This window comes from Syntrophales bacterium, from assembly GCA_023229765.1.
GTDB lineage: Bacteria > Desulfobacterota > Syntrophia > Syntrophales > UBA5619 > DYTH01.
The window spans coordinates 1-21720 of record JALNYO010000001.1 but is presented as its reverse complement, the minus strand read 5'-3'; the positions used below and the strand labels follow the sequence as shown (position 1 = coordinate 21720).

14 protein-coding genes are annotated in these 21720 nt (G+C 55.9%); 2 read left to right on the top strand and 12 right to left on the bottom strand.

Annotated features, from left to right (window positions below; translation table 11 throughout):
- Positions 1-757 precede the first annotated feature (757 nt).
- The gene (locus tag M0P74_00070) at positions 758-997 is read right to left on the bottom strand and encodes a hypothetical protein (protein MCK9361989.1); all 240 of its coding nucleotides are present in this window, start codon (positions 995-997) and stop codon (positions 758-760) included.
- A gap of 169 nt (positions 998-1166) precedes the next feature.
- Between M0P74_00070 and M0P74_00065 the strand changes: the two genes are divergently transcribed.
- Complete coding sequence (locus M0P74_00065) at positions 1167-3872, top strand: PAS domain S-box protein (protein MCK9361988.1); 2706 nt, start codon at positions 1167-1169, stop codon at positions 3870-3872.
- 202 nt (positions 3873-4074) lie between these two features.
- Here M0P74_00065 and M0P74_00060 read toward each other — a convergent pair whose 3' ends face one another.
- From M0P74_00060 to M0P74_00015, 10 genes are all read right to left on the bottom strand, one after another.
- Positions 4075-5466 (bottom strand): sigma-54 dependent transcriptional regulator, encoded by a 1392-nt coding sequence (locus M0P74_00060; protein MCK9361987.1) that lies wholly within the window; start codon positions 5464-5466, stop codon positions 4075-4077.
- Positions 5467-5482: 16 nt separating this feature from the next.
- Positions 5483-8311 carry a transporter substrate-binding domain-containing protein gene (locus tag M0P74_00055; GenBank protein MCK9361986.1) on the bottom strand — a complete coding sequence of 943 codons (2829 nt, stop codon included), beginning with the start codon at positions 8309-8311 and terminating at the stop codon, positions 5483-5485.
- A gap of 71 nt (positions 8312-8382) precedes the next feature.
- On the bottom strand, positions 8383-10860 hold the full coding sequence (locus M0P74_00050; protein ID MCK9361985.1) for a PAS domain S-box protein: 2478 nt from the start codon (positions 10858-10860) through the stop codon (positions 8383-8385).
- Positions 10861-10914: 54 nt separating this feature from the next.
- Positions 10915-11682, bottom strand: a complete 768-nt coding sequence (gene surE, locus M0P74_00045) for a 5'/3'-nucleotidase SurE (protein ID MCK9361984.1) — start codon at positions 11680-11682, stop codon at positions 10915-10917.
- Positions 11683-11746: 64 nt separating this feature from the next.
- Positions 11747-12337: a phospholipase D-like domain-containing protein gene (locus M0P74_00040; protein ID MCK9361983.1), complete on the bottom strand. Its 591-nt coding sequence runs from the start codon at positions 12335-12337 to the stop codon at positions 11747-11749.
- Between the two features lie 287 nt (positions 12338-12624).
- Complete coding sequence (dnaK, locus tag M0P74_00035; GenBank protein ID MCK9361982.1) at positions 12625-14553, bottom strand: molecular chaperone DnaK; 1929 nt, start codon at positions 14551-14553, stop codon at positions 12625-12627.
- Between the two features lie 21 nt (positions 14554-14574).
- On the bottom strand, positions 14575-15192 hold the full coding sequence (grpE, locus tag M0P74_00030; protein ID MCK9361981.1) for a nucleotide exchange factor GrpE: 618 nt from the start codon (positions 15190-15192) through the stop codon (positions 14575-14577).
- A gap of 17 nt (positions 15193-15209) precedes the next feature.
- Complete coding sequence (locus tag M0P74_00025; GenBank protein ID MCK9361980.1) at positions 15210-15797, bottom strand: D-sedoheptulose 7-phosphate isomerase; 588 nt, start codon at positions 15795-15797, stop codon at positions 15210-15212.
- 242 nt (positions 15798-16039) lie between these two features.
- The gene (locus M0P74_00020) at positions 16040-18127 is read right to left on the bottom strand and encodes an anaerobic ribonucleoside-triphosphate reductase (GenBank protein ID MCK9361979.1); all 2088 of its coding nucleotides are present in this window, start codon (positions 18125-18127) and stop codon (positions 16040-16042) included.
- 2 nt (positions 18128-18129) lie between these two features.
- Positions 18130-19545, bottom strand: a complete 1416-nt coding sequence (locus M0P74_00015; protein MCK9361978.1) for an HD domain-containing protein — start codon at positions 19543-19545, stop codon at positions 18130-18132.
- 161 nt (positions 19546-19706) lie between these two features.
- Between M0P74_00015 and M0P74_00010 the strand changes: the two genes are divergently transcribed.
- On the top strand, positions 19707-21119 hold the full coding sequence (locus M0P74_00010; protein MCK9361977.1) for an MFS transporter: 1413 nt from the start codon (positions 19707-19709) through the stop codon (positions 21117-21119).
- 231 nt (positions 21120-21350) lie between these two features.
- Here the strand turns inward: M0P74_00010 and M0P74_00005 are convergent.
- Positions 21351-21720 (bottom strand): hypothetical protein (locus M0P74_00005; protein ID MCK9361976.1); only part of this gene is annotated, 370 nt, incomplete at its 5' end.

Sequence of the window (21720 nt, the reverse complement as noted above, 5' to 3'; positions counted from 1 at the left end):
GTGAACCTGGCAGCCGCATAAACGTCTGGCGCGACAAGATACCCAGACGGGGGCGCCACCATCTTGCGTTGTGATTATGGCGAGTTAGAGATTGTCTGATCCGGCAATACCCCCTCATACCCAGCTATCGGGAGGCGTAAAGACGGTCGCAACGCAGAAATCACACAGGCGGCACAAACGCTAAGCAGGCCTTATTACCCAATATCCGTAATAGTATAAATCATTTTTTGAGAAACATTGACCCGGAAAACCGCTCCATCCAAAATAAACAGCCGATTCTGAAGCGATCTTTCTATTGACAGGCTCCGGGGCGAAAGGTATTAATTAAAGCAGCGCCTTCTTCAAGAAGGCCACGGACAAGGTCGTTTGCAGTTCAGGAAGCTCAGCCTTTTTGCCGGCGTACGGGCAGAATAAAAAGCAACAAGGATAATGCCATGAAATCTGAGAATAATGCGATCCCCTTCTGGATGAAAGCCGCCCTGGCGCTGACGCTGCTGGTCATGCTGGCCGGCGGCGCGTGGTTTTACCGCGTCCAGGAAGGGACGGTGCGGCAAAACGTCGAGATGCACCTGACAGCCGTCGCCCAGCTCAAGGCGAAAAATATCGCGACTTGGCGCAGCGAGCGGCTGGCCGACGCCGCCGTCTTGATGGAAAGCCCCTCTCTGGAACGGGAAGTGGACCGCTTTCTTGCCGATCCGCTCGGCAAAAATGCCAAGGAACTGCGCTTACAATTCCAAACGTTACAGGCATACTGCGGCTACGTTGACGTGCTTTTGACAGACCCGGAGGGGCGGGTGCGCCTGAGCCTGAGCGGCCGGTTGGAGACCCACAGCGGATACATCCCGACCTTGGCCGCCGCCCTGCGCAACCGAAAAGCCGCGCTGACCGACCTGCACAGAGAGGCGCAGGAGCAGGCGCCCCATATCTCCGCAGTGGCGCCGCTCTTCGCGGGGAACGGACAAGCCCGCAGAGCGGTCGGCGCGATCATCCTAATCAACGACGCCTCGCACTTCCTCTACCCCCTGATCCAGTCCTGGCCTGAACCGAGCCAAAGCGAGGAGACGCTGCTGGTCCGGCGCGACGGCAACGATGCGCTATTCCTCAACGACCTGCGCCACCGGTCCGATACGGCGCTCAAGCTCCGCATCCCCCTGAGCCGGACCGACGTGCCCGCGGTCATGGCCGTCTTAGGGAAAAGGGGCTTTGTCGAGAGCCGGGATTATCGCGGAATTGAAGTGGCTGCGGTCTTATTGCCGATCCCGGATTCGCCCTGGTTAATGGTGGCCAAGGTGGACGCGGCCGAGGCCTTCGCCGAATGGCGCTTCCGCTCGGCACTGATCCTGGCGCTGCTCGCGGTTCTGCTGGGCGCTCTCGGCGCGCTCGGCCTTGCCGCCCGGCAGCGCGAAAAAAAGCAGCACTTCCGAGCACTGTACCGCTCAGAGGCTGCGCTCCGCGCGAGCGTCGAGCGCCACAGCGTTACCCTGCACGCCCTGGGCGACGGCGTCATCGCCGCCGACGCCGAAGGCCGGGTGGAGTTTCTCAATCCTTCAGCCGAGGGGCTTACGGGCTGGAACAATGAGGAGGCGCAAGGCAGACCGCTGGCAGAGGTCTTCCGAATCGTCTCCGAGGAGACGCGGAAGGCGGTGGACGACCCCGTCGCGAAGGTGCTCAGGGAGGGGCTAGTCGTCTCGCTGGCCAACCACACCCTGCTCATCGCGAAAGACGGCAGCGAGCACCCCATCGCCGACAGCGGTGCCCCGATCCGCGATGCAGAAGGCGCCATCACAGGCGTGGTCTTGGTCTTCCGCGACCAAAGTGAGGAACGCCGCATGGGCCTCTTGATCCAGACGCGGCTGTCCCTGCTGGAGTATGCAGCCTCCCACGCCCTAGATGAGTTTCTGGTCAAGGCCATAGACGAAACCGGCGCACTGGTGGATAGCCCCATCGGGTTTTACCACTTTGTGGAAGCCGATCAAAAAACCATCTCCTTGCAACAGTGCTCCACCCGCACTTTAAGCGAATTTCGCCGGATCGAGGGCCGAGGGGTGCACTACGGCATCGACCAGGCCGGCGTCTGGGCGGATTGCGTGCACGAGGGGAAACCGGTAGTCCACAACGATTACGCGTCGCTGCCGCACAAAAAGGGGATGCCCCAGGGCCACGCCGCGGTAGTCCGTGAACTGGTGGTTCCCGTGATGCGCGAAGGCAGGGTGGTCGCCGTTCTGGGCGTGGGCAACAAGCCTGCCGCTTACACGGATGCGGACGTGGAGAGCGTCTCCTATCTGGCCGACGTGACCTGGCATATTGTCGAGCAGAAGCGGGCGGAAGAAAAGCAGCGGGAGAGCGAACGTCGCTTCCGCACCATTTATAATCGCCTGCCCGTCGGCGTGGCCCAGATATCCCTCGACTTCCATATCCAGCACGCCAACCCGGCTTATTGCCGGATGCTGGGGTATAATGAAGAAGAATTGCTCGGCAAGCACTTGCGGGACATCACGCATCCGGAAGACCTGGAGGTCAATCTGCAACGGCAGACCGGCTTGGCAAGCGGCGCGGGCGACGTCTATGAAATGGAAAAGCGCCTCCTCCATAAAGACGGTTGCACCGTTTTCGGCCTCCTCAGGGCCAATCTCATCCGGGACGAGGCGGGGAAGCCCGCATACACATTGGGAACATTGCTGGACATTACGGAGCGCAAGGAGATTGAGGCCGAACAGGAGCGGCTGCGTGCCCAATTGCGACAATCCGAGAAGCTGGAGGCGGTGGGAAGGCTGGCCGGAGGGGTGGCACACGATTTCAACAACATGCTGGGAGTGATTCTCGGCCATGCGGAAATGGCCCTGGAAAGGATTGACACTAAGGAGCCGTTTTACGGGGCTTTTGCGGCGATCAAGAAGGCCGCCGAGCGGTCCGCTGGCCTGACCAGGCAGTTGCTGGCCTTTGCCCGCAGGCAAACGGTGGCCCCAGAGACGCTCGATCTAAACGAAGTTGTGGAGAACATGCTCAAGATGCTGCGGCGGCTGATCGGCGAGGACATCGATCTCGTCTGGCTGCCGGAGGCGGGCCTGTCGCCGGTCAAGATGGATCCCGTCCAGGTCGATCAGATTATGGCGAATCTGTGCATCAACGCCCGCGACGCGATCGCCGGGGTGGGCAAGCTGACCATCGAGACGGGGAAGGCGTCCTTCGACGAGGAGTACTGCGCCGTCCACGCGGGTTTTATCCCCGGCGAGTACGTCCTGCTTGCCGTTTCCGACGACGGCTGCGGGATGGACAGACAGACCATCGAGAATATCTTCGAACCCTTTTTCACGACGAAGGAGCTGGGGCGGGGCACGGGCCTGGGGCTGGCCACGGTGTACGGCATCGTCAAGCAGAACAAAGGCTTCATCAACGTCTATAGCGAACCGGGGGAAGGGACAACCTTCCGGATTTACCTGCCCCGGCATGCGGGACAAAACACCGAGCCCCAGGAGAAAAGTCCGTCGGAAATTCTGCGGGGCGGGGGTGAGACGGTGCTTGTCGTGGAAGACGAGCCGGCGAATCTGGAGATGGGGAAGATCATGCTGGAAGGGATCGGGTACCGGGTGCTGACCGCGGGCTCTCCCGGGGAAGCCCTGAGGCTGGCGGCGGAGCACGCCGGCGAGATTCGCCTGCTTGTGACCGACGTGGTGCTGCCCGGAATGAACGGACGGGAGCTGGCCGAACGGCTGCGCTCCCTCTACCCGAACCTGAAATGTCTGTTCATGTCCGGCTATACGGCCAACGTCATCGCCCACCACGGTGTGCTGGAGGAGGGAGTGAACTTTATTCAGAAACCGTTCTCGATAGCGGACCTAACCGCCAAGGTCCGCCAGGCACTGGTACAGTAAAAACAGGCGGGAAAGCGGCGAGGCATGAGGCAATAGGCAAAAATGTTTATCTGATATGACGATTTTGCATCCTCCATAAGTCCAGAAAATGCCCGGCAGTCCGCATCTTTGCTAAAGACTTGCTGCCGCCGTTCCCTCTGTTGAAAAAGTGTTATATATGTCCGTCACAAAAAACTCTTGCTATCCTGAGCACTTTACCTCTTCAAAAAGTAGCCTGTCCCCTCTTGTGCTTCCTGATCTGGGCATAGAGTTGCGCCCGGGACAGGCCGGAAATGCGGCAGCCTTCCAGAATATCTCCTTTCGCCAGCGTCATCAGCTCCCGGAGATATCGTAATTCCGTTTCCAGCACCGCCGTTTCGCGAACGTTTTTCAGCGGCGGAAGCTGCTGCGGGGGAACCTCCTTGCCTGTCTTACCGCCGCTGCCATAAATGACATGCAGGCGGATATTCGTGGGCAGGTGTTTGGGGTAAAGCGTTGGCTCATTGAAGGCCGCCGCGACAGCGGACTCCAGAACATTGATCAGCTCCCTGACGTTGCCGGGCCACGGATAGGCATCAAGAAACTCCATAAAGTCCAGGGAAATATCCTTAATATCGATTCTATAGCGGTTGCATAATTTCGCCATATAAAACATGGTCAGCTCCGGAATATCTCCGAAACGCTCCCGCAAGGGGGGCAGCTTGATCACCAGCGACCGGAGACGGTAGAGCAGATCGCTGCGGAAAGCACCGGCTGCTGCCATCGCTTCCATATCCCGGTTGGTCGCCGCCACGGTGCGAAAATCGCTTTCCAGCTCCTCCCGCCCCCCGACGGGGCGAAAATGCTTTTCCTGCAGCACTCGCAGAAAAGATTTCTGGATGGGGAGGGGCAGCTCGCCTATCTCGTCGAGAAACAGGATGCCGCCGTTGGCCTGCATGATCATGCCGTCCATCTTCCGGTCGGCGCCGGTAAACGCCCCCTTCTCGTGACCGAAGAGCTGGCTTTCCACCAAAGTCGGGGGCAACGCTGCACAATCTACGGTAATGAAGGGCCCCTGGGCACGGCTGCTGTTTCTGTGCAAGGCCCGGGCAAAGAGCTCCTTGCCGGTGCCAGTTTCTCCGAAGAGCAGAAGATTGGCGCCGCTTTTCGCCGCCTGAGCAAGGTGACCGAAACAGATACGCAATTTATCGCTCTGGCCAATGATCCCGTCTATAGCGAGCTCGGACGGCCCAGGCATCCGGGTGCGATTCGCTGCCGCATACTGAATGGCCCTTGACAAGGACATCTTGATTTCGGAAATCGAAGCGGTCTTATGGATGTAATCCCAGGCGCCGCTGTCGAGCGCCAACTCAGCGCCGCACCGGTCGCCAAAAGCGGTGATAATTATTATTTCCGCTGAACTGCAAAGATCGTGCAGCATAGGTATCTTCGTCAGGCCGTTGCCATCGGGAAGCTTCACATCGAGGAGGATAACGGCAAAATCGCCCACGGCTGCCTCCTTAAGACCGTCCGCCAAGGTAAAGACCCTGGCGGACGCATGACCCATGTCCATTACAATCTCTGCGAGCATGCCCGAGAGTATCTCATCGTCGTCGATGATAAGTATGCGCGCCATAATCTTTCCCTGTGGTTTAACTTGACGGAGCGAGCAGGCCGTGGATGCTGGCGATAAGCCGCCTGATTTTGACCGGCTTCAAAACAACTTCCCGTATTTTTGCCTCAGTTGCCTTTTCTTCAAAGGCGGAATCGAGGAAGCCCGTACAGAGGATGATCGGGATGTCGGGCCTGATCGAGATGAGGGCGCGGGCCAGGTCGAGGCCCGTCATGACCGGCATGGTCTGATCGGTTATGACCAGATCAAAATCCTCGGGATGGGCGCGGAAGGCTTCCAAGGCCAAAACGCTGTCGGTTCCTGCAGTTACCGTATATCCACGCTCCTCCAGCATCTCCTTCGTCACGTTGACCAGCATTTCTTCATCATCCACAAGCAGTATCCTGCCCGTGCCTTCCCTGCCCGGCTGGTCAACCTCCCCCAGCGCTGCCTCCGGGTTTTCGAAAAGCAAGGGAAGATAGACGTGGAAAGCGCTCCCTGCGCCTACCTGACTTTCCACCGTTATTTTTCCGCCATAACTCCGGACAATGCCATGCACAACGGACAGCCCCAGTCCGGTGCCTTCACCGATCTTTTTTGTGGTAAAGAAGGGGTCAAAGATACGTTTCCGGATCAGCGGGTCGATGCCTTCTCCGGTGTCCCTGACGATAATCTCAACATAAGGGCCCGGCTTCAACCCCTGAATCATGTCTTCAATATCTTCTCCCGCCTCTGTTCCCAACAAATCAATCTCCAGCAGCCCGCCTTTTTCTTTCATTGACTGATAGGCATTGGTGCAGAGGTTCATCAGTATCTGGTAGATCTGAGTCGCGTCGCCCAGCACCGTATCGGCGTCGATGCGGGCGTTCAGACGTATTTCAATGGTCGCGGGGATGATTTCCCGCAGCATCTTGACGGTTTCCTTGATCAGCGGCAGCAAACTGACAGGTTTTCGCTCCTTCTCTGTAAGCCTGCTGAATTCGAGGATCTGCCGCACGAGGTTTACAGCGCGCTGAGTGGAAGTTTGTATTTGCTCCAGATAATACTTGATCCTGCTCTCGGGGGGAATTTTCGCGAGGGAAAGTTCGGTATAGCCGGAGATGGCGCCGAGAATGTTGTTGAAGTCGTGGGCAATGCCGCCGGACATGGTGCCGATAGCCTCCATCTTCTGGGCCTGCAAAAGCTGTCTCTCCGTCTTCAACTGCTCGGTAATATCGCGCTTTACCGCCACATAGTGGGTGATTTCCCCCGCCAAATTTCTTACGGGAGAAATCGTGGCGTCTTCATCATAGAGGTCGCCGCTCTTTTTCCTGTTGACGAAACGCCCTTTCCAGGTTCGGCCGGCGCTCAGGTTCTCCCAGAGATCTTTGTAAAAATCGCCGTCTTGCCTGCCGCTTTTCAAGATGCGCGGATTCTTTCCCATAGCCTCCTGGCGCGTATAACCAGTAATGCGCTCAAAGGCCGGATTGACATATTGAATGATTCCCGCCAGGTCGGTCATCAATACCGTTTCCCCGGACTGTTCGATCGCCGCCGCCAGGCGCAGATTCTTCTCCTCGGCGCGCTTGCGGTCGGTGATATCGCGCCAGATGCAGTGATAAATCGGCTGACCATGAACATCCACGATCTGCGCCGTTATCTGAACATTTCTGATTTCTCCCTGCCGGTTGCGTTGCAGGGTCTCAAACACATCGCTGCGCTTTTGGATCACATTGGCGATGTGCGCCTTCACATCCTCTAACGTTTCGTTGATCTCCACATCGGCTATGGTGAGCCGTGCAAACTCTTCGCGCGAATATCCCAGTTGTTGGTGAGCCGCCGTGTTAAAAGCCAGGAATCCTGCTGTCTGCGGGTCTATGATCAGGATGCCGTCAGGCGAATTCTCAAACAGGATGCTTCGGCGCTCCGATTCTGCATGGAGCTCCTTCTCGGCATTTTCCTGCCCTTCCAAGGCGCTTTGCAATTTCCGATTCAATCGCCTCAAGGCTATATAGCGCATCGTCGCAAAGATGACGATGACCAGAAAAAGCAACCCCGCCATCGCACTCGCGACGTGCCAAACATTCCAGTACGGCGCCGGGGCGACGTGCCATCTGGCATAGATTGCCTTATATTCAGATGTTGCAATAAACGTCTGCAACGCCGCGTCTAATTTGCGGAGCAGCTCGGGTTTCCCCCTTTTCACGGCCATGGCGCGCTTCACCTCTTGCAGAGGCTGTCCGACGATTTTGATCCGCTCCTGAAGCCCACTTTGGCGGGCAATCAGAAGGACGGGCAGCTCGGGATACACCAAGGCGTCCGTATTTCCCGAAAGCAGCGACAGCAAGGCTTGATCAAGCGACGGGAAAATGACGGGTTTTGCCTTTTTGTATTTCTGCATGACGGTTAAACCCATATTTTGCGCCACCACGGCAACATTCCGCCCCCGCAGATCGTCGATCCCCCGTATGTCAGTATCCGTTTCGCGAATGAAGATATTTATATGAAAGGTTTCATAGGGATGGGTGAAGTCAGCATAACTTTTTCTTTCTTCGGTCATCCCCATATCGGGAATGACGTCAATGCGACCTTCCCGCAGCGCCTTGTTCGCGGCAGGCCATTCGTCGAAAAAGATATAGCGAACCTCCAACCCGGCATTTTTGGCGACTTCGTCCAGGACTTCCACGGCAAAGCCTGCCGGCTGCCCCGTTTGCTGATCGAAAAAATGGTAGGGAGGAAAGTTTCTGAGAACGCCGGCAGTGATCATTTGCGGTTTTTCTTCGGCAAAGGCGTCGGATATTTGCCAGAGAAAGCCTGACAGCGCTATCAACAACGCCAGAACGCCGCGGATGGCAATCTTCTTATTCTTTAATGGTTTACCGGTTATCATTATTTATAAAAAATTCCTCCCCCGACCGGGGATTTGGCTCCCCCTTAACGCCGGTTTTGCCTGAAATATTTTTACGTCAGCGCCGTTCGGACTTTTTCGGCCAGGCCTTGTCTCGAAAATGGCTTTTGAAGGAAGTGAACCCCCTCGTCCAGCACGCCGTTATGGGCGATGACGTTGGCCGTATAGCCGGACATGAAGAGACATTTAAGTCCGGGGTAAAGCGCTTGCAGCCGCCCGGCCAGCTCCCGCCCGTTCATTTCGGGCATAACCACATCGGTCATCAGCAGGTCAACCTCGCCGGCATGTTCTTCTGCCAGCCGCAGAGCCTCGCCGGGAGAGCCGGCGGCGAGCACGCTGTAACCGAAGCTCTCCAGCATTATTTTGCCCAGCTCCAGATTCACCGACTCATCTTCCACCAGGAGCACCGTCTCGCCGCCTCCCTGCCGGATATCCCCTGAAATTTTTTCCAAGGGCTCAATAAACTGCCCCGCGTGCCTCGGAAGGTATATTTTGAAGGTCGTCCCTTGTCCCGGCTCGCTATAGACGTTGACGAATCCGCCGTTCTGCTTGACGATGCCATACACCGTGGCCAGCCCCAGGCCGGTGCCCTGCCTCAGGCCCTTGGTGGTGAAAAACGGTTCGAAGATGTTTTCGAGGGTACCCTTATCCATCCCGCAGCCGTCGTCGGATACGGCAAGCAAGGCAAACTCGCCGGGGACAAAACCCGCGTGCTCGGCGCAATATTCGTTATCAAAGGTTGTTTTTCCGGTCTCTATAGTGAGCCTGCCCACCCCGGCAATGGCGTCGCGGGCATTGAGACACAGATTCGCCAGCATCTGGTCGATCTGGACGGGGTCCATCCAGACCAGCGGCAGATCCGCCCCCGGAAGCCAGGCAAGGTGAATATTCTCGCCGATCAGCCTCCGCAGCATTTTCAGCATTCCCTCAACCGTAACGTTGAGATCGAGCACCACAGGGGAGACGGTCTGCTTGCGGGCAAAGGCCAGCAATTGCCGGGTGAGATCGGCGGAGCGCTCGGCGGCCTTGAGTATATCATTAAAATCGTCATAAAACGGGTGGCCCGGCCCAATCTTTTCCAGGGCCATTTCCGCATGGCCGATAATCACCCCCAGCATGTTGTTGAAGTCGTGCGCCACCCCCCCGGCCAGCCGTCCCACCGCCTCCATCTTCTGCGCCTGCTGCAGTTGTTCAGACAGACGAATATGTTCTGTAATGTCCCGGCTGACAATCACGTAGCTGACAATTTTTCCGTCGCCGCCAAAGACCGGAGAGATCGTCGAGTCCACGATATAGGTGGTTCCGTCCTGTCTCTTGTTGACAATGCGGCCCTCGAAGGTGTCGCCGCGGGAGATGGTCGCCCAAATATCCCGGTAGAAACCCTTTTCGTGCCCGACGCTCTTGAGGATGCGGGCATTTTGCCCGAGCGCCTCTTCTCGAGTATAACCGGTGACGCTCGTAAACGCCGGGTTGACATACTGAATGACGCCTTCAGCATCCATTGTGATGAAAATCTCGCCGGCCTGCTCGATGGCCGACAGCAGCCGCTCCCGTTCGGCCTCCTTCTGCTTTTGCTCCGTGATGTCTTCAGAAATGCCGAGCAGGTATTCGGGATTTCCGTTCGCGTCCAAGATCGGCACCTTCTTCGTATGCCGGATGCGCATCCCCATGTTGCGCGTCAGCAGGGGGTCCTCCGGGATATCCAAAACCTTTTTTTTCTGCAAAGCCTCCTGATCCTGCTGTGTAAAAAGATCAGCTTGCTCTTGAGAAACGAAATCGCCCACATTCTTCCCCAGAATGTCCTCTCGGGAATAACCCCAAATATCTTCTCCCGCCCGGTTAAACCGGACGAAGCAAAGGTCCCGGGCATCCTTGACGAAGATCATGTCCGGGATATTCTCGATCACCGAATCCAGAAATGTGTTCGCTGCTCGCAGCTCTTCTTCTGACTTCTCCCGATGCAGACGGTTGACCATCAGCGTCCCCAACAGGGCGGTTCCCACCGGATAGATCGCCAGGACCGGCACGATAATATTGGAAAGAACTCGCAAGGCGGTTTCCCAAGGCAGGGTGAGCATCATGGCAAGCATTGCCAAATGGACGACGATTCCGAAAAGGTAGAGCTCCCGCCAGGAGGTTTCGTCAAGAGGCCATCCACGAAAATGGCGCCAGGCGATTCCGATCGCCCCCGATAGAATGATCACGCCAACGCCGGTCCAAGCGCCGCCCCCTCCCAGAAATAAACGAAACGCCACCGTCATCGCCATCAGAATTGCGGCGGGGAGCCATCCCAGAAAAAGGCCGGAGATTCCGATCAATACCGAGCGGGTATCAAACACTATTCCCGGAATAAATGTCCAGGGCGTAACCATGATGATGATGCCGATTACGCCGGTGGCAAGTCCAACAGCCACATCCCGCGCCACAGTTTGCCCGGCGCGCCACCGGGTCGTCGCCACGTCAAAGATAAAGGCCGCGGCCAAAAGCAGCGCGGCATTTTGAATCAGTCCCAGAAAAGCTGTATCCATCATCAAGCGTCTTCTTTCTTCTGTTTTGTTACAGGCAGTATTTCCGGCCGCAAGATATTAGAAACTCTCTTTGGCCAGCCTTGCTAAATCATCCAGCAGATCGTAGCGGGTGAGATCGCAATGGATCGGGGTTATCGTTATCATCCCCTTTTTCAGGGCGCTGAAGTCGGTATCGTCCTGCTCTTGCAAGGGAAGCTCTGGCTCGCCGGCTAGCCAGTAATAGAGATTGTCCCGCGGATCCGTCCGCTTTTCGAATCTCTCCCTCATCCGCGCCCGGCCCTGTCTGACTACAACCACCCCCTTGATCTCATCCTCGGGAATGGCCGGAACATTCACGTTGATAACCACATTCTGCATCGGATTTTTCAGGATAAAGGCCGCCATCTTCCGGGCAAAACGTGCCGCCGCAGTATAATCTACCTCCTGATGCGAATCAACCGAAATCGCCAGCGCCGGAACTCCGAGGATAACCGCCTCCGTCGCGGCGGAAACGGTCCCGGAGTAGATGATGTTAATGCCGACGTTCCGCCCATGGTTGATCCCGGAAACAACCAGATCGACCGGACCGCCGGCCAGTTCGCAAAGACCGATCTTGACGCAGTCCGCCGGCGTGCCGGCGACGGCATAGCCGAAGACGCTGCCGTTTTTTCGGGCCTTTCTGACCATCAGCGGCCGGAAAACCGTAATCGCATGGCCAACGGCACTCTGCTCGATCTCCGGCGCTACAACAACGCACTCGGCATCTTTGGCAAGTTCTCGACGCAGGGCGTCAATCCCTCGCGCATAGATGCCGTCATCATTTGTCAGTAAAAAGCGTTTTTTCAACTGTAAAGTCCTTTCTTTCTAGGTAATTGCAAAATATTTTATCCTGCCTTATAGCAGTTCGCCGTCATGGATGTTTCAGTTTGTCTTTTCCCTGCATGCAGACATAATCCAGATAATCCAGCGCCTCTTTGGCCATCGCCGGAGAATCGATCCAGACGGAGGCTTCATGGTTGTACCTGAGGGCGGATTGCGTCAAATTGTGGCTGCCGATAAAAAGCTGCCGGCGGTCGATAACAACAAGTTTTGCATGGGTTACCGTGTTTTGGGGGTCGGGGCAAACCCTTATTCCTGCCCGCTCCAGCCTCCTTACCGTTTCCACATTGGTTTGGAGCAGGTCGCCGCTTTTCTGGCTGAGTTCCATGACGGCCAACACCCGAACTCCTCTTTTGACCGCCGCGGCCAGGCTTTTCACTATCTTTTCCGGGTAACCATTGGCTCTTTCCAGAGTTTTGAAAAGATAGGCGCAAATAACAATCTCTGTCTGGGCCCCTTCTATCCCGTCCTGCAAAACGTCGAAATACTCCCGATCGATTAACAGGCGGGCCTGCACGGGCAGACGGTCATGGGCGGCGGAACCCCTCCCGCCTGCCGGAAAAACCGGATAAACAGGCAGGACAAGCAGAACCGTTAATAGAAGATAGACAAGCCTGATCATTGCACCAAAGTGGTCATTCGCCGCCCTACACCCTCACTGTTTGTTAATTTACCCCTTCGTGTCCCGCCATCCAGTCAAATAACCTATTGAGACTTTTATATCACAACAAAGACCTTTAATGAAACCCCTGTTACTGTTACCGCTACTGTTACGGTCACAAAGGGAGAGGAAAATTAAGAGGACAATTTTACGCTAAGTATTTTAATTATATGAGCTTACGCCATCCAATAAAAAAGTCCGGACATCATTGAAAAGATGTCCGGACTTTCATTGTTTCCGTCAAAAAGCTACTTCTTTACATCCTCAAAATCGGCATCGACAACATCGTCATCCTTGCCTCCCGCCGCTTGCGCGCCCGCTTCTGGCCCGGCGGCGCCGTCCGGCTGAGGGCCAGCGCCTGCTCCCGGCTGAGCGGTCTTCGCGTACATCGCCTCTGCCAGTTTGTGAGAGGCCGTGCTCAGTTGCTCCTGAGCGGCGTTGATCTCGGCCAGGTCGTCGCCGGCGATCGCCTTTTTCACCCTCTCGATCGCTTCCTCGATCTTGCCTTTTTCGGCAGCGTCAATCTTGTCGCCGAACTCCTTGACGTTCTTCTCGACGCTGTACATGAGCGTGTCGGCCTGGTTCCGCGCGTCGATGAGCTCCTTCTTCTTCTTGTCTTCCTCGGCGTGCGCCTCGGCATCCTTCACTAATTTCTTGATCTCCTCTTCGGTCATGCCGCTGGAGGCGGTGATCTTGATGCTCTGCTCCTTACCGGTGCCCAGGTCCTTCGCGGAAACATGGACAATGCCGTTGGCATCAATGTCGAAGGTTACTTCGATCTGGGGCATGCCGCGCGGCGCCGGGGGAATCCCGACCAGTTCGAAACGACCCAGCGTCCGATTGTCGGCCGCCATGGAGCGCTCGCCCTGGAGAACATGGATGCTGACCGCCGGCTGATTATCCGCCGCTGTGGAGAAGGTCTGGCTTTTCCGGGTCGGAATCGTCGTGTTCTTCTCGATCAGTTTGGTCAAGACGCCGCCGAGCGTTTCAATGCCGAGGGAAAGAGGCGTCACATCGAGCAGGAGGACATCCTTGACGTCGCCCGTCAGGACGCCGGCCTGGATCGCGGCGCCAATCGCCACCACCTCATCCGGGTTAACCCCTTTGTGGGGTTCCTTCCCGAAAATCTCCTTCACCTTCTGCTGCACCCGGGGCATGCGGGTCATCCCGCCGACAAGGATAACCTCATTAATATCAGACATTGACAGCTTCGCGTCCTTCATTGCCGTCATGCAGGGGCCAACGGTCTTCTCGATCAAATCCTCGACCAGCGCCTCCATTTTTGCCCTGGTCAGCTTTATGTTCAAGTGCTTGGGGCCTGAGGCGTCGGCTGTTATGAACGGCAGATTGACATCCGTCTCCAGCGAGCTCGAAAGCTCCATCTTCGCCTTTTCCGCGGCCTCCTTGAGTCGCTGGAGGGCCATCTTGTCGTTTTTGATGTCGATCCCCTGATCCTTCTTGAACTCGGAAGCCAGATATTCAATCAGCCGCTGGTCGAAATCCTCGCCGCCGAGATGGGTATCGCCATTTGTCGCCTTGACTTCAAAAACGCCGCCGCCCAGCTCCAGAATCGAAATATCGAAGGTTCCGCCACCCAGATCGAAGACGGCGACCTTCTCGTCCTTCTTTTTGTCAAGACCGTAGGCCAGGGCCGCCGCGGTAGGCTCGTTGATGATTCTCAAAACATTGAGCCCCGCTATCCTGCCGGCGTCCTTCGTGGCCTGCCGCTGGGAGTCGTTGAAATACGCAGGCACTGTGATGACCGCGTCGGTTATTTTCTCCCCGAGGTAATCGTCGGCGGTCTGCTTCATCTTGGTCAGAATCATCGACGATATCTCCGCCGGGCTGTAATTCTTGCCCCGAACCGTTACCTGGGTGTCGCCGTTTGGCCCCTCGGTTATTTTGAAGGGGCTTACCGATTTGTCGTACTGCACCTCTTTCGAACCAAACTTCCTCCCGATCAGCCGCTTTACCGCATAAACGGTGTTCTCCGAATTGGTCACGGCCTGGCGCTTGGCCACCTGCCCCACCAGACGCTCGCCGTTTTCGGCAAAAGCCACGATCGACGGAGTCGTGCGGTTCCCCTCCTGGTTGGCGATAACGGCCGGATCGCCGCCTTCCATCACCGCGACGCACGAATTGGTTGTCCCCAAATCTATTCCAATAATCTTTGCCATAATAGCTATTCCTCCTTGAATTTATGCATTTTCGCACTCATTTTTATTATCATCGTCCGCTACGGGGCGTCTGCAAACAGACACCTTCGCCGGCCTGAGCAACCGCCCGTTCAGCAGAAAGCCCTTTTCGAATTCGTTTACCACCGTATTATGCCCATGGTCGGGGCTGTCAACCTGGAGCAGCGCCTCGTGCAGGTTGGGATCGAAATCCTGTCGGAGAGTGTCGATCGATTCCACTCCATGCTTTTTCAGACAACCGACAAACTGTTCGCGCAGCAACTGCAGCCCGGTCTTGAAAGCCGCTAAATCACCCGACTTGCCGGTCTGTTCCAGCGCCCTGTCTATGCCGTCCAGAAGCGGCAGGATGTCCTGCAGCAGCTTTTCATTGCCGTAATTGATGGCATCCGCCTTCTCGCGGAGGGAGCGTTTGCGATAATTATCGAATTCGGCAACGGAACGCAGGTACTTGTCATAATTTTCCGCGGCCTTTTTCTCCGCCTCCTGGAGTTTTACAGTCAGCTCCTCTGTATTTTTACCGTCAATCAGCTCTTCAGCCGACAGCCCCTGTTGCCCATCAGCCTCATTTTTTACGGCATTATTAATCCCGGTTGTATCTTTTTTGCCTGTCTTCAAACCCATGAACTCCCCTATATATATTAAGCTAAGCTTTCCGTCCTCTGAAACAGCTTGAAATCCACCATCTCACAGATAACATGCCCGACGGTTATGTGCGCCTCCTGGATGCGGGGGGTGCTCTGCGACGAGACGTTCAAATGAAAATCAACCATCCGGCCAATCTCGCCGCCGTCTCGGCCTGTGAGCCCGATCGTAATCATGCCGATTTTTTGGGCAGCCGCCAGCCCCTTGACAACGTTTACCGATCCTCCGCTGGTGCTTATCCCCCAGGCGATATCGCCCTTCTGACCGATCGCCCTAATCTGCTTGCTGAATATCTCAGAAAAATCATAATCATTGCCGATGCTCGTAAGCACCGACGTATCCGTGGCAAGAGAGATAGCCGGAAGCGGCGGCCGCTCGATGAGAAACCGGTTGACAAACTCGGCGGCCAGATGCTGGGCGTCCGCAGCCGATCCGCCGTTTCCGAAGAGGAGTATTTTGCTGCCGGCAGTCAGCGCCTCGGTCACCGCCTCAACTACAGCAACTATACGATTCAGGTTTTCGTTGAGAAAAGCCTCCTTTACCTGAATCGACTCCCTGAATATCTTGATTATGTAATCTTCCATCCCTCTATTAACCTTTCACTTTTCAGGGAATGTCCTCAAAACCGCCGGTAATATAAGAACCCGCCTGGTTCATGTCAAGGGAACCGGAAAATTAATTTTCTTGAGATGTAATTGCAAAACTCCCCATTCTTGTCATTCCCGCAACGATTCTGAGCGGGAATCTGGTTCTAACTGCTTGAAAAACCATATTCCCGATAGAGACATTCGGGAATGACAAATGGTTTTGCAATTGCCTCTTGATTTTAATTCTTTGCGGGAAAGGATGGGCGGTTGCGATCGTTGAGTTCGGCGCGCTTGCCCCGATTCCATCCGGAAGTAAAGCTGTAATACTGGGTTATGCGCGCCAGCCCCTCAACCTCTTTTGAGCCGCAGAAGCTGCATGCCTCACGCAGCCCTCGCATGGCGGCCCCGCAGCTCAGGCACGAGGTAAATTCCGGGGAAAAGACTACCTGTTTGTTCTCAGTCTCGCGAAAAGCACGCGTGAGAAGATCGGCAAGCTCCGACGCCGGCGGCTCCGACGCGCCCAATTCTATGTTGGTAACCGAGCCGGCCTGCACAAAAGGGTGAAAGCGCCCCTCCCGGAAGATCCGCGTCATGGGATCAACCGGCGCCGACGGACGAAGGTGGGTGGAATTCGTATAGTAAATCTCATTTTTTGCAATATTGCCAAGCACATAATGCCCAGCCAGCGGGGAGAAGCTCTTCAGGTCAAGGCGGGCAAAGCGGTAGGCGGTTGTCTCCGCGGGCGTCTGTTCCAGCAGGAATTTCATCCCGTGGCTTGCGGACAATCGCTCCACCTCTTCCGCCATATGCCTGATGATCGCCATCCCCAGGGTGAGCGCCTCCTCGGAGTCGTGCAGTTCCCGTTTTGTCCTTATTTTCACCAATTCATTGAGCCCCGCCATCCCGATCAGATAAACCGCATCGGCCATGCGGAGATATGGAGAACCATCGTTTTGCATGGCGAGCATAGTCAGCGGTCCCGTATCGCCCAGATCAAGAAGTTTTTGAATAAAATCTCTCTTTTGCAGGTGCGCTTTGACGGCCTTCGCTATCGTTTCGTCAAGCAGGGAAAGCAGCCCGGCCTTATCCATATCCAGGGCGCGGTATCCGAGCCGGGGAAGGTTGATCGTAACATTCTGGAGCGAGGCGTATCGCCTTTTCCAGGGCAACCCTGCCTCTTCAGCGGGAAAAGCGAAGTTCGCCCCCGGGGCAAGACCGGCCGCCGCCCTCCGCTCCAGCGCAAAGCAGAGGTTGCCTTTGGCCGCGGCAGCGCCGCAAGCCTCCTCAAGAAACGCCTCGTGTCCCGGGGTAGCAAAAAATTGCTTCGTGATATGGACAATCGGCCGGGGAAAGATGAACGGCTTACCCGCCGCGTCACCCTTCCGGTAAACCCGCATCAGCGCCCGGGCAAATCGTCGCGCGTCCTCGCCATGTTCCCGGAAGGCGCGCCCGGTTGGCGTTCCTCCCGGACCAATAGCCGGAAGTTCAGCAAGAAAATCAGGAACTTCCCAGTACAGATGGATATCCGTAAAAATCGCCTGTCCACCCCGGGAGGAGGTAAGCTGCGAAAATTCGTAAACAAGCATCTGCGCAAACTGCTCGATCTGGCCGTCTTCCATCCCCGCCAGGTAGGGGGCAAAAGAGACGTTTACCGCATCCCAGCCGATCATGCCGGAGATATGCCCCTGCAAGGAGGCGCCAAAGCGCACCATGTGGGCAAGCAGCACCTCGGGATGGCGGGCAGGGGCGGCTACCGTCACAAAATTGGGCAGTTTCAAGCCAAAGAGCTTGAGATATTCGAGCGACTGGAAAAAACCATAGGGCCGGTCAACATAACCCAAACCGTGCAGATGGATGTCTCCCGATACGTGGGCATCGACAATCTCCCGGGAAAATACGTCGTGCAGGGCGTATTCGCGTTTTATCCCCTCGACAAGGGCCAAATTTGTCCCTTCCGGGTCATGGGGAACGTTGGCGTTTTCCTTGTTGCGATGAAAGATGAGCTGTCGGACATCGTAGAGGGGAAAGCCGAGTCGGGCGTGCAGACGCCGCGCCTGCTCCATCCCTCTTTCGATCAGTCGGGCGTCAACAAGTTCCCGGATGAGCGCCGTGGTAAGCATGCCTATCCCGGATGCAAATATCTGTTTCTCCACCTCCCGGCTGATCTCATCGGCGGTCGTCTCGTCGAGCTGCGCCTCGCGGATCAACGCCTCGACGATCATGCGACGGTTCCACTGGGCGCTCTCCTCGCCGGAGGTGCGAACAAAAAGGGTGATGTCGGTTGTTTCCGCGTTGCGCCGCCGGGCCTGTTCCAAATCAGAGCTCATCGTCAAATATTCGTCCGGGAAATCCCGTCCAGGGCGGCAAGGGCGCGTTCCGCCGCGCGGGCCAGCAGATCGTCATGCTCGTGATCGAGGGAAAATACCCGGAGCTGGACAATCCGGGCCGGAATAAAGCGGTATATGTCCCGCAGAGGTTCCATGGAGATCACCCCCGTCGCCGGCTCAAAAATATTGACCTTTTTTTCCGTATCCGCCATCGGATTGAGCGGGCGGGGATCCTGAGTGGCCAAATCAACACGGAAGACCTTTTTCCTCAGGGATGAAGGCAAAAATGAACGGATTCTGGCTTCATAATCGGCGGCCCCGGCGAAGCCCGTTCCCTTCTGGAGCTGGTCAACCGACAATTCGGCGGCAAAAGACATCTTCCATTTGACTTCCCGGCTGTGAAGTTTTTCCCATTCCCGGGCCAGCCGCCGCTTCTGGGGATCAGGGCTTGCAAGCCAGGAACGCACCTCGCCAAAGAGCCGCCACTCGTCGAAAGCGAGATATGCCTCCAGATTGAGGGCTGGGCTGGCGTGCATAATCAGCGCCACTGTATCACGAAAGATCTCATGGAGATGCAGATCGAGCGCCCGGGTCGTGCGATGAAAATAGACGTTGGAATAGAGGTTCAGCCGGGCGTTAAGAAAGCGGTTAAACGCGGAAACCCCGGCCTGATGCAGCGTCAGTCCTTCTTTTGTAAAGAAGGTGTAAAAGCAGAGGCGCTCGATATCGACAATATCGAGGGAAAATCCCGTCATGAAGGCGTCGCGCTGCACATAGTCCATGTTATCGACGGTGTAGACGCCGGAAAAAAGCTGACGGAGCATCTGCAGCCAGCGGGGAATCTTCTCCTCCTGCCCCTCGGGCTTGCGGATCAGAAAGGCCGCCATTTTCGGTTCGAGCAGCTCGCCTGCGGCAAAAGCGCCGGACGGGCTGCGGCCTATCCGGGAGATAATACGTCCCAGCTTCTTGCAGATGATCGTCCGGCCGAGATCCTCGTGAGTCACGTTATAGCTGTCAAGAAAATTGTCGTCAAAGAAATGGCCGTACGGACCGTGGCCGACATCGTGCAGAAGACCGGCAACCCGCAGCAGCTCCTCGACAAAGTTCTGCGAGGGGACATCCGGACAAACCTCCTGCAGGGAGGGATAGAGGCGCCGCCCGAACGCGCCCGCCATATGCATGGTTCCCAAAGAGTGCTGAAAGCGCGTATGCTCCGCGGCGGGATATACCCAGCGCGCGCTCTGGAGCTGATAGATCCTCCGGAGCCGCTGCACCCAGGGCGAGTCGATCAGGTCTTTTTCAGTCTTTTCGCTGTCATTGCCGCACGGCACTGTAAAGGATGCATAACGGTAAATTGGATCGGCGATCAGCGCCGTTCCCTGATAGATGCCCGCGTATCCCGACAAAGGTGTTTTCATGGGGGTCTCCTACAATATTCGCGCCTAAATAGCAACCAGGATGATTTGCTAAGATAGTTAAACAAAATTATTGCGCCCGTCAAAAAAGGTGTGCTATTTCTCCCCCGCAGCTTTTACAGAAACAGACGGGCAATAAAGATTCGCAGCGACAGGAAAATGCTTTGAAACCAGCGATTAGTTCGAAAAAAGAGATCAATAAATCCGTCATCGCCCTGATCGCCGCGCTGAGCTCCTTTTTGACCCCCTTCACGTCTTCTTCGGTCAATATCGCCCTGCCGTCAATCGACCGGGAGCTTTCGCTGAGCGCACTGTCGCTCGGCTGGATCGCCACGTCGTATCTGCTTGCCGCAGCGATGTTTTTAGTCCCTTTCGGGCGGATCGCCGATATTTACGGGAGAAAAAAGATTTTTCTCGCCGGCATCATCATCGATTCCGCGGCCTCCGTCATGTGCGCCCTGCTGTCTTCGGAAGCCGGGCTGATCTTCTTTCGCGGGATGCAGGGGCTCGGCGGCGCGATGATCTTCGGAACCGGGATCGCGATTTTGACCTCCGTTTATCCGCAGCAGGAACGGGGCCGGGCGCTCGGCATCAATGTGGCAGCCGTATATGCCGGCCTGTCGGTGGGGCCCTTGATCGGCGGACTGCTGACCGAGCATCTGGGCTGGCGGAGCATTTTCTTTCTGAATGCCTTGCTGGGCTTGCTCATCATCATCCTCGTTTTCTGGAAAATGACCGGAGAGTGGCGAGAGGCAAAGGGAGAAAGATTCGATCCCGCCGGGGCCCTGATCTACAGTCTGTCGCTGGTCGCCCTGATGTACGGATTTTCCATCCTGCCGACGCTGTCCGCGGGGGCGCTGATTTTTGGAGGATTGGTCGGGCTTTATGGATTCGTCGTCTGGGAAAAACGGGCCGCGAATCCACTTTTGGACATCACCCTGTTCAGCAAAAACCGGACCTTCAAATTCTCTAACCTGTCCGCCTTTATCCACTACGGGGCAACCTTTGCGGTCATCTTTCTTTTGAGCCTCTATCTTCAGCATATCCGCGGCCTGAGTGCCGAGCATGCCGGGATGATCATGATTATCCAGCCGGTCATGCAGGTCATTTTCTCCCCGCTTGCCGGCAGCCTCTCCGACAGAATGGAACCGCGCCTGCTGGCATCGGCGGGAATGGGGGCGACCACGCTGGGGCTTGTCCTGCTCTCCTTTCTCGGAAAAGAAACCAGCCTCGGATACGTTGTTTTCTGCCAGGCCGTTATGGGAATCGGCTTCGGCTTCTTTTCGTCGCCAAACACCAACGCGGCGATGTCCTCTGTTGAAAAAAGGTTTTACGGCGCCGCCTCGGGGATGCTGGGCACCATGCGGCTGACCGGCCAGATGTTCAGTATGGGAATAATCATGCTGCTCTTTTCCCTCTACCTCGGCAAGGTGCAGATAACCACTGAATATCACGACATCTTCATGAAATGCGCCCGGACAGGGTTCACTGTTTTCGCCGCTCTTTGTTTTGCCGGCATTTTTGCCTCTCTTGCCAGGGGAAACCTGCATAAAGCGACAAATGGTGAAAATCATTAATAAATATAAGAGAACAATCGTAATTGCCCGACAATCAGAAATAATGGCAGAGCTGCAACTTAAATACCATCCGTTCATCAGCAACGGTAGGGAGTTAATTCATCCGGCAATGGGCATTGCCATCGACCGTACCGCCCTTTCCTTCGGGATAAAACTTTAGACAAATGAAAACTATCGGCAGAAGCAGCGTGCACTTGAAAAAACATCATCCTGCCGGGCCTGGCATATTCTTCATATTGACTTCATTAAGGACCGACCATAGGCCATTTTCCCAAATTTTTTAGCAAACTCCTGAATTGTTTCAATTTCCCCAAATGAAAATCTCAATTTATCATCCTTTTTTTCGGCTGTGGCGGAAAAACCGCCTGCCGCGTTATAACCATGTATTCTCTGAGAATTGGGGAAACTGCCTTCAGGCGTACCTTGATATTCGAGGGAGGTTGTATCAACAAGATCATCAATAGACGAAAAGACAATCTCATATCCCTCTGTCCTTAATCCAGCCACCAAATCATCAAGCAGCTTTGACGCCTTCTCATAGGAATGAATCTTTGCAAAAGTAAACCAGAGGGTGATTCTTTTATTTTTTATAATGCCTGCA